11 protein-coding genes are annotated in these 12,327 nt (G+C 34.2%); 8 read left to right on the top strand and 3 right to left on the bottom strand.

Annotated features, from left to right (window positions below; translation table 11 throughout):
- Positions 1-111 precede the first annotated feature (111 nt).
- A complete protein-coding gene (locus tag EI427_RS10380) occupies positions 112-843 on the top strand; it encodes a nitroreductase family protein (protein ID WP_126614321.1) in 732 nt (243 codons plus the stop codon).
- A gap of 35 nt (positions 844-878) precedes the next feature.
- Here the strand turns inward: EI427_RS10380 and EI427_RS10375 are convergent, their stop codons facing one another.
- On the bottom strand, positions 879-1,262 hold the full coding sequence (locus EI427_RS10375) for a hypothetical protein (protein ID WP_126614319.1): 384 nt from the start codon (positions 1,260-1,262) through the stop codon (positions 879-881).
- A gap of 238 nt (positions 1,263-1,500) precedes the next feature.
- Here EI427_RS10375 and EI427_RS10370 point away from each other — a divergent pair, with 238 nt between their 5' ends.
- The 7 genes from EI427_RS10370 (at position 1,501) to EI427_RS10340 (ending at position 6,958) form a co-directional block, all read left to right on the top strand.
- Entirely contained in the window at positions 1,501-2,859 is a 1,359-nt protein-coding gene (locus EI427_RS10370; protein WP_126614317.1) for a Na(+)-translocating NADH-quinone reductase subunit A, read from the top strand.
- A 41-nt stretch (positions 2,860-2,900) separates the two neighbouring features.
- Positions 2,901-4,106: an NADH:ubiquinone reductase (Na(+)-transporting) subunit B gene (locus EI427_RS10365; protein WP_126614315.1), complete on the top strand. Its 1,206-nt coding sequence runs from the start codon at positions 2,901-2,903 to the stop codon at positions 4,104-4,106.
- Positions 4,093-4,830: an NADH:ubiquinone reductase (Na(+)-transporting) subunit C gene (nqrC, locus tag EI427_RS10360; RefSeq protein ID WP_126614313.1), complete on the top strand. Its 738-nt coding sequence runs from the start codon at positions 4,093-4,095 to the stop codon at positions 4,828-4,830. The genes EI427_RS10365 and nqrC overlap by 14 nt, the downstream gene beginning before the upstream one ends.
- 38 nt (positions 4,831-4,868) lie before the next feature.
- On the top strand, positions 4,869-5,516 hold the full coding sequence (locus EI427_RS10355) for an NADH:ubiquinone reductase (Na(+)-transporting) subunit D (protein ID WP_126614311.1): 648 nt from the start codon (positions 4,869-4,871) through the stop codon (positions 5,514-5,516).
- Between the two features lie 32 nt (positions 5,517-5,548).
- Complete coding sequence (gene nqrE, locus EI427_RS10350; protein ID WP_126614309.1) at positions 5,549-6,160, top strand: NADH:ubiquinone reductase (Na(+)-transporting) subunit E; 612 nt, start codon at positions 5,549-5,551, stop codon at positions 6,158-6,160.
- Positions 6,161-6,271: 111 nt separating this feature from the next.
- Positions 6,272-6,511 carry a MoaD/ThiS family protein gene (locus EI427_RS10345; protein WP_126614307.1) on the top strand — a complete coding sequence of 80 codons (240 nt, stop codon included), beginning with the start codon at positions 6,272-6,274 and terminating at the stop codon, positions 6,509-6,511.
- 33 nt (positions 6,512-6,544) lie between these two features.
- Entirely contained in the window at positions 6,545-6,958 is a 414-nt protein-coding gene (locus tag EI427_RS10340) for a molybdenum cofactor biosynthesis protein MoaE (RefSeq protein WP_126614305.1), read from the top strand.
- A gap of 147 nt (positions 6,959-7,105) precedes the next feature.
- Here EI427_RS10340 and EI427_RS10335 read toward each other — a convergent pair whose 3' ends face one another.
- Together EI427_RS10335 and EI427_RS10330 are read right to left on the bottom strand one after the other, a co-directional pair.
- Positions 7,106-8,560, bottom strand: a complete 1,455-nt coding sequence (locus tag EI427_RS10335; RefSeq protein WP_126614303.1) for a rubredoxin domain-containing protein — start codon at positions 8,558-8,560, stop codon at positions 7,106-7,108.
- Between the two features lie 43 nt (positions 8,561-8,603).
- The gene (locus tag EI427_RS10330; protein ID WP_126614301.1) at positions 8,604-12,104 is read right to left on the bottom strand and encodes a nitrate reductase; all 3,501 of its coding nucleotides are present in this window, start codon (positions 12,102-12,104) and stop codon (positions 8,604-8,606) included.
- Between the last annotated feature and the right edge of the window lie 223 nt (positions 12,105-12,327).

Genomic DNA, 12,327 nt, shown 5'->3' with positions numbered 1-12,327 from the left:
TTATTAGTAATTGAAAATCAATCATTTGAGACTATTTCTTCTTGATTGATGTTATATTTGCGAAATCGTCTTTAAAAACTGACGCTTAAGTTAATAAATCAGAAAAGAATAATGACTACCGACGCCAAGTATTTTGATGATCTTGTTCAAGCAAGACGTTCAGTAAGAATATATGATCAAGAGCAAGAATTTGACCATAATGCTGTTCAGAGGAGTTTAGAGAGAGCAACTTTATCACCAAACAGTTCAAATATGCAAATGTGGGAGTTCTATAGAATTTCTTCAGATGCATTAAAAAAAGAAGTTGCAGAAAACTGTATGAAACAAAAAGCAGCAACAACAGCAAGAGAATTAGTGCTATTTGTTGTTCGACCATCTTTATGGAAAGATAGAACTGCTTTTAATTTAGATAAAATGAAATCTTCTTTTCCTGAAGAAATGGAAGATAAAGATAAAAATAGAGCATTAAGTTATTACCAAAAACTTATTCCTATCCTTTATAATAATGATAAGTTAGGTGTACGAAGCGTATTTAAAAAATTATACTCTTGGTATGTAGGCACAAAACGTCCAATGGTACGTCAAGTAACAAAAACTGATGTTCGCGTGACATTGCATAAAAGCGTATCATTAGCAGCAATGACGTTTATGTATAGCATGAAAGCAGAAGGTTATGATACTTGCCCTATGGAGGGTTTTGATAGTAAACGACTTAAGAAGCTATTAGACTTACCTAAAGATGCTGAAATAAGCATGATAATAGGTTGTGGCCCTGCTGGGGAAGGAGGAGTCTATAATGATAGGGTTCGGGTGCCAAATCAAGAAGTTATTTTTGAAAGATAAAAAGAAAGGGAGACGTAAACAGTCTCCCTTTTTTCTTATGCCTCTACTGAATTAGCAGTAAAAGGTAAATATTTCACTTTTAAATTTTGATTTTGATGAGCAGGATGAAACAATGTTTTGAGATTTAAAGATCTACCATCGTTATTTAGTAAGATTCTAAATAACGCTTGTTCGTTCGGATTATCACTTATTACCCAAAGATATTTGTAGTCTTTTAAATTGATTGGTTCATCATCTACTTTATTAACATAAGGCACTTCAGAGATGCAAACTTCTTTATTGTAAAAGTCCCATGTTATTAAATGCGGGTTTTCTAAAGAAGAGTCTACTACCTTGATAAAGTGTAGATTATGTACTTTTGCAACATCTTTTCTATGCTTGATTTGTTCCCAAATTGCAGTGACTTCTGTATTGTTCATGATTAACGCTTATAGTTTAATTTGTGACCTTCTATACTAGTAACGTCTAAATTTACATTTTTTTATATAATCATAGTCATAAATTTTTTGTTAATGCATTAGTTAAATTTATAGGGTATTCACCTTTTTTTAGAAATTCTAATAAAATCACTTCTAAAGTCATTTTTAAAGCGTTGCAAAATTTAGTAAGTTTGCGTTGAAAAATAGGAGCGTTTACTCTGTCACTCGATAATATCCGATGTCTAATAACGTGAGATTAAAACAAGGGTTTGATATCAAACTAGTGGGCAAAGCTGAAGAAAGCATTGCTAAAAATATTGATACAACCACAAGATTTGCCATAAAACCAGAAGATTTTCCAGGCATGATTCGCCCGAAATCTTTGGTGAAAGTTGGCGAGAAAGTAAAGGCAGGTGACCCTATCTTAATTGATGGGAAACTAGATGTAATAAAATATACTTCACCTGTAAGCGGCGAAATCGTTGAAATTCAACGAGGAGAACGTCGTAAATTGCTTGCAATTGTTGTGAAAGCAGACAAGCAAATTGAATACAAAGAATTCCCGGTAAAACCGATTGATCAGGTTAGTGCGGAAGACGCGAAAGCAGTAATGCTAGAAAGTGGTGTTTGGCCACAATTAATTCGTCGTCCTTATGCAATAGTTGCAGATCCATCAGACTCTCCGAGAGCTATTTTTGTGTCAGCATTTGATAGCCATCCTTTGGCACCAAATTATGAGTTCACTTTAAAAGGACAAGAAAAATTTATCCAAGCGGGTATTGATGTTCTTAAAAAGTTTGCTCCAAAGGTGTTCTTGGGTCAAAATGGTGCAAAACCATCAGCATTGTTTGATGGGATTGTAGGAGTTGATAAAAACAAATTTACTGGAGCTCACCCTGCAGGTAACGTTGGTGTACAAATACATCATACAGCACCTGTAACTAGTGCTGCAGATGTTGTTTGGACAATTACTCCAGAAGGCTTAGCACAAATTGGTAAACTTTTCAAAGAAGGAAAGTACGATGCTAAAAAAGTGATTGCTGTTGCTGGTCCTGAAGTGGACAAACCAGAATATGTTGAAACATACCTTGGTGCATCAGTAGATACAATTGCAGCTGCTAAAATTAAAAGTAATAATGTTCGTGTTGTTTCTGGTAACATCTTAACAGGATATTCTATCCCTAAAGACGGTTTCTTAGGATATTACTCTAACATGATTACAGCCTTATCAGAAGGAAATAAAGCACGTTTCTTCTTATCTGATGGTTGGTTAGCACCTATCACAAACCGTTTAAGTTTCCACAAAGCCTTTGGCTTACTTGGAGGTACTTCTAAAGAATATGCACTAGATACAAACACAAATGGTCAAGACAGACCTTTTGCTGTAACTGGTAGCTTCGAGAAAGTAGTTCCTATGGATATTTATCCAATGTATCTTCTTAAGGCAATTCTTGCATATGATTATGAGAATATGGAAGCTTTAGGTATTTATGAAATTGCTGAAGAGGATTTTGCTCTTTGTGAATTCATTGATGTATCTAAGCATGATATTCAAAAAATTGTACGTCAAGGTCTTGATACTATGCGTTTAGATTAATTTGGTGCACAATTATTAAGAAGTAAAATATCTTATAAAGAATGAAATTCTTACACGATCTCTTAGAGAAACAAAAGCCTATGTTCGAAAAAGGTGGTAAGCTTGAAAAGCTTTACTATGTTTTTGAAGCAGGTGAAACGTTTATGTTTACCCCTCCGGAGGTAACAAAAGCGAAAGGTGTTCAGGTTCGTGATGCGGTTGATTTAAAACGTGTCATGATGACTGTAGTGATAGCACTACTTCCTGCAATCGTCTTCGGTTTATGGAATGTTGGTTATCAACATCATATTTCTACAGGTGAGGCATCATCTGTAGGTGAGCAATTTTGGATCGGTATACAATTAGCTTTACCAATCATTATTGTTTCTTATGCAGCTGGTGGTATTGTAGAGGCTGCTTTTGCAGTTTTTAGAAGTCACCCAATTACAGAAGGATTCCTAGTAACAGGTATCTTAATTCCTTTGGTATTACCTGCTACTATTCCTTTATGGCAAGTAGCTTTAGCTTCTGCATTTGCAGTATTAATAGCTAAGGAGGTATTTGGAGGTGTTGGTATGAATATCTTGAACGTTGCTTTAACAGCACGTGCATTTTTATACTTCGCTTACCCAGCAGCCATTTCTGGTGATTCTGTATGGACGTACTTAGGAGATGCAGCAACTGTAGATGGTTACACTGGTGCAACATTCTTAGGTTTAGCTGTTGAAGCACAGAAAGCAGGGCAACCTGTAGCAGATTTTGTAGCAAATAGCGTTTTATGGGCATCTAGCTCACAAGATGTAGCTACAAATTCATTCTTAGGTTTAATACCTGGTTCAATTGGAGAAACTTCAGCTTTAATGTGTTTGGTTGGTGCAATAGTATTAATCTGGACTAAAGTTGCTGATTATAGAATTATTTTATCTGGTGTAGTTGGTGCATTAGCAATGGGTTTTATATTAAACATCTTTGCTGGTGATCATACATATTTAGCAATGCCTGCTTACTATCACTTAATTGTTGGTGGTTTTGCATTTGGTATTGTATTTATGGCAACAGACCCAGTTTCTGCTTCTCAGACTAGTACTGGTAAGTGGATTTATGGTGCGTTAATTGGTGTAATGACGGTAATTATCCGTGTATTAAACCCAGCGTACCCTGAAGGCATCATGTTAGCTATTCTTCTTGGGAATGTATTAGCTCCATTGATTGACCACTATGTAGTATCTGCAAACAAAAAACGAAGATTAAAACGTGCAACAGTCTAACGGGTATGTCATCGGTTTTGCAGTAGCAATGACAATCATCTTAGGTGGTGTTTTGTCGTTTACTGCAGTTTCGCTAAATGCGAAGCAAAAAGAAGAAGTAGCTCTTGATACTAAAAAGCAAATTATGCTTTCAGTATTACCAGAAATGAGTGAAGCATCAAAAGCTGAAATGGCTACTATTTATGACAAAAGAATTTCTGTTGTAAATAGTGCTGGAGAAGCAATTACTCCTGATAATCTTGCGAAATTAGATATTTCGAAAGAATGGAAGAAGTTAAAGAATGGACAAGATGCAGTTTTACCAGTTTATAAATTTATGAGCGAAGATGGTAAATCTGTTGATAGTTATATTCTACCAATGTATGGTTATGGGTTATGGAATGATATCTGGGGTTATTTTGCATTAGATGCAGATTTAGTAACTGTAAAAGGTGTTGTTTTCTCTCATAAAGGAGAAACTCCAGGTTTGGGTGCTAGAATTGGCGATGCTCAAATTCAAGACCGTTACAAAGGTAAAAAAATCTTTAATGGTGGTAAATTCACACCAATCGTAATGGTTAAAGGTGAAGGTCACTCAGGTTTACCTACTGATGAAGTAGATGGTATGTCTGGTGCAACTTTAACAGCTAACGGTTTAAATGAGATGGTGAGTAGATATTTAAAAGCTTACGAGCCATTCATTAATAAAGAAAAAGGTACTTCTGCGGTTTCTATGGCCCAGTAGTTCGAAATTTTTGTTTAAATAAATAATAAACGAAAGACATGAGCACAGAAACTGTAGCAGCAAAAAAGTCTGAAGCTTTATTCTCAAAGAGAAGAAAAGCAATCGTGACTGATCCTTTAGATGATGATAACCCAGTTACCGTACAGGTATTGGGTATCTGTTCTGCATTGGCGGTTACTTCTAAGTTAGAACCTACATTAGTAATGGCAATTGCCGTAACATTTGTAGTGATTTTCTCTAACTTAATTGTATCTCTTTTACGTAATGCTATCCCTCAACGTATCCGTATTATCGTTCAGTTGGGTATTGTAGCATCTCTTGTAATTATCGTAGATCAAGTGTTAAAAGCTTATCTATATGATGTATCTAAAGTTGTAGGTGTATATGTAGGTCTAATCATTACAAACTGTATTGTAATGGGACGTCTAGAAGCATTTGCAATGGCAAACAAACCTTATGATTCAATTCTTGATGGTCTTGGTTCATCATTTGGTTATGCATGGGTAATCTTGGTAGTAGCATTCTTTAGAGAATTGTTAGGATCAGGTACTTTATTTGATATCCGTGTTCTTCCAGAAGCTTATGTAAATAATGGCCTTATGACTTCACCAGTGGGTGCATTCATCTTAATTGGTCTTATTATTTGGGTACAGCGTTGGAGAAACGGTTACGTAGAAGAAGCTTAGAACATCATTAACATTAAAAAGACGACGAAATAATGGATTTATTAAATCTCGCAGTCAAGTCGATTTTTATCGACAACATGGTGTTTGCTTATTTCTTAGGTATGTGTTCTTATTTGGCCGTATCAAAGAAAGTAGACACAGCATTAGGTTTAGGCGCAGCGGTAACGTTTGTATTAACGATTACTGTACCATTAAACTGGCTTGTTTATAATTATATTTTACAAGAAGGTGCTTTGTCTTGGATTAGCGAATCTTATGCTAACGTAGACTTATCTTTCTTGACATATATCCTTTTCATCGCAGTTGTAGCTTCAACGGTACAATTGGTTGAAATGGTAATTGAGAAATTCTCTCCATCATTGTATGGTTCATTAGGTATTTTCTTACCATTGATTGCGGTAAACTGCTCAATTTTGGGTGCTGCATTCTTTATGGTTCCAAGAGATTACACTATTGTTGAATCTACAGTATATGGATTCTCTTCTGGTTTAGGTTGGTTACTTGCTATCATCGCACTTGCGGCTATCCGTGAGAAAATGAAGTATTCTAACGTTCCTGCTCCATTAAAAGGTTTAGGTATCACATTTATCATCACTGGTTTGATGGGCTTGGCATTTATGTCATTCATGGGTATTTCTTTATAATCTTTTTAAGAGATAATACAGAAAAGGTATTTCCTTCGGGAGATACCTTTTTTTGTTTATAATGTATTAGTTATTCTTTTTATTCTTAAAACTAATGTGCAATTTCAAGCTATGAAAATTTTACTTTTTGGTATAGCGAAAGATATAATTGGATCTTCAATATTAGAGCAAAAACTTACAAAAGATGGGGTGACATCAGCAGATTTACTATCATCTTTAAAAGAAGAATATCCTGAGTTATCTAAATTAAGATCTATAGCTTTAGCTGTTAACGGTGAACACTCTTTAGGTGAAGAAATTTTAAGAGAGGAAGATGAAGTTGCTTTAATTCCTCCTATGAGTGGGGGATGATTTTTTGATGTATTAAGATTAAATAATTAATTCATGATTGAGTTAAAAGAACAAAAGGATATTAATATATCAGATATTATTGATAGTGTAAAATCTGATTATTGTGGTGCTGTAGATATATTTATCGGCACAGTAAGAGATAATTTAGTTGGTAAAAAAGTAACTAAATTATTTTTTGAAGCTTACACTCCGATGGCAATTAGTGAATTGAGTAAAATTGCGGATACTGTAAAAGAAAGATACAAGGCGGATAAAGTTAGTATCGTTCATGCGGTAGGAGATTGCCTTGTTGGAGAAACTGCTGTAGTAATTGCTGTATCTACACCCCATAGGAAAGCTAGTTTTGAGGGATGTCAATATGCTATTGATACCTTAAAAGATACAGTCCCAATTTGGAAACGAGAATATTTTGAAGATGGGTCACATTGGGTGTTTTCACATCCTTAATAAATTCGTCGATATTTTTATCGTATTTTATGGGTATAAACTCAACAAAAAAGCCACTGCCAAATTTTCATTGGAGTGGCTTTCTTTATCAACATTAAAAATAAATAGGCTACCATAAAAATATAGCATTATGTCTGCCTATCTATATTATCGTGGCATTTCAACTTCCGTAAATTCATTTTTATTAGCATCACATAATGGACACGTAAATGAGCTAGGGAGTGATTCAAATTTAGTGTTTTGAGGTATTCCCTCATCTGGCATTCCAATACTTTCGTCATAAATACTTAAACAACTTTGGCATTGGTAAACCTTTTCTATTACAGAAGTTGCATTCAATTTTTTAGGTTTGTCATCACCATAATTGCTGTTGTCAAGTTGTTCATAATAAAGGTGACTCAATTCTATCAGAATAGGAGGTATAGCCTCTTTAGGAACTCTTTTAACAAAGGTGGTATACTTCGGTTCATTACAATTAAAATCTTTAGCGTAAAGAACGTTATACATATCATTATTACTTGATGGAATACTTTCTATAACCACTGAAGTAAATAGTATGATAGGCTTTGTTTTAATAGTAAAAGTTAAACCATAAGTACTAATGTCTTGTTTGTCTAAAGCACGTACAAGGAAGTTTTTTAATTCTAAGGCTTCTTGATCTAAAACTGGTAAATGCCAATTTAACTCAAGAGAGGAATGCCTTACATTGATTCCAAATTTACCTAAAAGCTTTTCCCAATTAATAATATTTTTACTATCAATACCTTTAACTATAAAAGATTTCCATGGAGTTAATGTGATTTTGCCAATGTTTGTTTTTAGACATAATTCACATAATTCTTTAAGGAAGGGGATATCAAATTTATTATTTCTCCAATAGAGACCCAACCAATATTTTCCACTAATCATACGGTGCATTCCTTCATAATAAGGAAAAGGACCAGAAGGGAGCGTTAATTTTTTATTGATACTAATTGTATTGATATCTAAAGTTGAAATAATAGTATTCCACACTTTAGTGCTTTCAATAGGAATGCCTATTGTGTATTCGTTCTCAAATGTCTTAACAACTTTCGCAATGTCATAATTGTAAATAAGGTTAGGACATTCCCATAATATTTCTCCCTGTTCTTGTTCTCTAATATAAAGATGCCAATACCCTTCTTTCTCTGCTGCTATAAAGTTTAATTGCCCAGTAAAAAGTGGGACCATAGTCTGCGCAGGGTCTGTAATATTTATCTTTAATTTAGGCTGGAAATCAAAAGTATCTAAAATGTAATGGTATGTATGCGCTGCTACCCATGAAGTACTTGGGATAACATCTAAAGCAACATAAGAAGTAACTATATTTTGATAAGATTCTCCATCACAATCAAAAGTGGTTTTAATTGATTCAAAAGTTTCTTTTAAAGTATTTCTAGGAATATTTGGAGAGGCAAAAAGGATATCTTGGCGAGATCCAAAATGTAAATGCTCAACATTTAATTCTTCAGCAACTTGAATAATTTTTAAAAGATCACCAGGAGAAGAAATGCCTCCCTTAATGAAAACTCTTACTAAATCTTCTTTTTCTAATGTATCGTATTCTACTTGTTCAAGCATGACATATATATTTTTAAGAGGAGTACCCTTTTGAGATCATTAATTAGACTGTTAGTGTGTCGTTCACCTTTAACATTTCTTGAATTTCGGTTTTACAACTTCCACAACCAAGTCCTGCTCCGGTTTTTTCGCATAAAGTATTTAATGTGGTACAACCTTCAGCCATAGCTTTTTGTAGATTTCCACTTCCAACATTTCCACAAGAGCAAATAACTTCACCCATAAGTGGTTCTGCATCACTTTTTCCTCTTAGTAATTCCGTTCTACGGTCACCAAGTTCTGTCTTTAGTTCAATAAGTTTTTTATAATCTGCAAATTCAGATTTATCACCTAAAAGAATAGTACCAACAAGTTTATCATCTTTAATGATGCACTTTTTGTAGAAAGCTTCGGCTTTATCTAAAAGAATAACTTCTTCATAACTTTTGTCTTTACGAGGTACATCAATTATACCCAATGAACAGAGATTAAGGTCAGAAAATTTTAGGATGTTCATTGGAAGAGTACCTGAATAACGACTGAGTAAATCACCAGAAATAAACCTTGCACATACGTCAGCTTGTTCTTCTGCACCAGCAGTAGTACCATTCATTTTCTCTTCAAATTCAGCTATTTCACCAATAGAGAAAATTGAAGAGTCAGAAGTTTGAAGGTATTCATTAACCACTAAACCTCTTGATGCTTTTAGGCCACTTTCTTTACCAAGTTCTATATTTGGTCTAGTTCCGATAGCATACACAATAGCATTACTTTCTAAAGTTCTACCACCTTTTAATTTTGCTTTATATGTTTTATCACCTGCTTTTTCGATAGTCTGTACCTGTTCGTTTAGTAAAACCTCAATGCCTTTGTCTTCTACATTATTTAGAAGAAGTTCACTAGCAATAGGGTCAAGCTGCCTATCCATTAATCTACCAGCCAATTGAACAATTGTAACCTTAATATTAATTTCTCTTAGAGATGCAGCAAGTTCTAATCCTAAAAGACCACCACCGATAATAATAACAGAGCCATCTTTATTAAGGTATTGTTTTAAATCATCAGCATTTTTTTTGTTCCTCATAGTAAATACACCTTCCATATGGATAGGTACATCTGCAGGAACAAAAGGGCGACTACCAGTAGCAATAATTAATTTGTCGTAGCTAAATTCTTTTCCAAATTGATCTACTATAACCTTTCTTTTTCTGTTAATATTTAAAATTGATTTACTTAAATGTACTTTCACACCAAGTTCGTCAAATTCATCAAGTGCATTAAATTTCTGAAGGTCCTTCCATAATAAGGTTTCATTTACGTATTCCGGTAAAAGTACACGGTTATAGAATGGGGTACTTTCTTTTGAAAACACTTCAATTTCATCTTCCTTATTAATACCTCTATAGGTGTGTATAAAACGATAGGCAGCTGCTCCTGCACCAATAATCAGAATTTTTTCTTTTGACTTTTGATACTTGACAACTTGTGCAGCAGAGAATTTAAAGTCAGGTTCTTTAGAGATAGGATCAATTTTGTTTGCTGTTAGATTGTTAGTTCTAGCAAATATTTGATTACTGATTTTACCCCAGTGCATTGGCATAAAAATCACGCCTTGCTTAATATCTTGTGAGACGTTTACGTTTACTCTACACTCACCTCGTTCAGTTTGAATTACTGCTGTTTCTCCATCTTTTAAACCTCTTGTTAATGCATCGTTAGGGTGTATTTCTAAGAAAGGAAGTGGAATGTGTTGATTAAGTTTGTTTACTTTTCCCGTACGTGTCATGGTGTGCCATTGATCACGAATTCGGCCTGTGGTTAAGATTAAAGGTAGTTCACTGTTTACAGAGTCACTTGTGTTTTCTACACCAGTACAGACAATTTGAGCCCTTTTATTTGGTGTGAAAAATTGATTATCTGTAAACAAACGGTCTGTACTTTTACCATTTTTATAAGGCCATTGTACAGAACGGTCTTTTTTAAGAATTGTATAATCTAATTCGGAAATATCAATGTTTGTTCCCTTTGTTAGTAATGCATGTTCTTTAAATATTTCTTCAGTTGAATTGTAATCAAAACCATGGTAACCCATTTTTTGAGCAAATCTACAGAATATTTCAGTATCTGGTAACGCTTCTCCCGGTGCTGGAATTACACTTTCTAAATGACTTATTCTTCTTTCAGAATTAGTCATTGTACCTTCTTTTTCTAACCAACCTGCAGCTGGTAAGATAAGGTCTGCATGTTCAATAGAGTCAGCTTTATTAGAGATGTCTTGAACAACAACAAATTTAGCTTTTTTGAGTGCTTCTTCTACAAATTTAGAATCTGGTAAACTTACCATTGGGTTTGTACATACAATCCAAATTGCTTTCATTTCTCCAGAATGAAGCGCCTCAAACATTTCAGTAGCTGTTTTACCGGGTTTCTCTTGGATATGATCCACGCCCCAATAATCTGCTATTTTTTGTCTATGGTCAGGGTTTTTTAAATCATGATGTGCAGCAAGTAGAGATGCCATACCACCAACTTCACGTCCGCCCATTGCGTTAGGCTGACCAGTTAATGAAAAAGGTCCTGCACCTACTTTACCAATCTGACCAGTAATCAAGTTCAAGTTAAGTAAAGCAAGGTTCTTATTGGTACCCTGAGCACTTTGATTTAAACCCATAGCCCACATATTGATAAAGCCTTTCGCATTACCAATATATCTAGCAGCAAGTCTTATTTTATCAATTGTGATCCCTGTAATAGCAGAAGCTTCTTTTAAAGTTCTTGCTAAAACTTCTTTTCTATATGTATCAAAACCATCAGTGTGGTTCTTAATAAATTCCCAATCTAAATCACCCTCTTCAATAATAGCTCTACCAATTGCTTGGTAAAGTACCACATCTGTACCTGGGTTTAATTGTAAATGTAAATCTGCAATTGCACAAGATTGTGTTTTTCTTGGATCTACTACAATAATTTTTGTTGATGGATTTTCTTCTTTATGTGCTTCAATTCTTCTGAATAAAATAGGGTGACACCATGCAGGGTTTGCACCAGCAATCATAAAAGTGTCAGCGTGTTCTATATCATCATAAGCAATTGGAACAGTATCTTCGCCAACTGTTTTTACATAACCAACAACAGCAGAACTCATACAAAGCCTTGAGTTGGTATCTATGTTATTAGTTTGGAAAAAACCTTTGGTAAGTTTATTCGCTAAATAATATTCTTCTGTTAAACATTGGCCAGAAACATACATTCCTACAGCATCTGGACCGTGTTTTTTAATTATAGATTTAAATACTGCAGATGCCCTAGTAAGTGCAGTATCCCAATCAACACGTTGTAATTCATGTTGACTACTCCAACGCATTTGCGGATATAATAATCGATCTGAAGTTTCTTGTACTACATAATGTAAGTTCATTCCTTTGGAACATAACTTTCCTTTGTTTACAGGGTAGGTAGGGTCTCCGTCAACAGTAATTTTACCTTTAGCGTCTTTGTTGACATTAATACCACATCCTACACCACAGTAAGAACAAGTAGATTTATATGTAGAGCAATTTTTCATAATCTTTCAGTGCTAATTTTAAAACGAGGGAAATGTTTTCACATTTCCCATCGACAGCATGTGTTTGTTTTATATAGAGAAACATATACTTCTAAAACTAATAGCGTACTAGTTGGAATAGTAAGTTGTTTTAGCTGAATACGTAATCCATGTCTCAAAAGTAAGTAATTTTACGTAAAAATACGTATAAATAGAGATTAATTTTTAAGTAATTATCAATTTT

The organism is Flammeovirga pectinis (genome assembly GCF_003970675.1).
GTDB classification, from domain to species: domain Bacteria; phylum Bacteroidota; class Bacteroidia; order Cytophagales; family Flammeovirgaceae; genus Flammeovirga; species Flammeovirga pectinis.
This window is presented reverse-complemented; position numbering and strand designations above follow the sequence as displayed.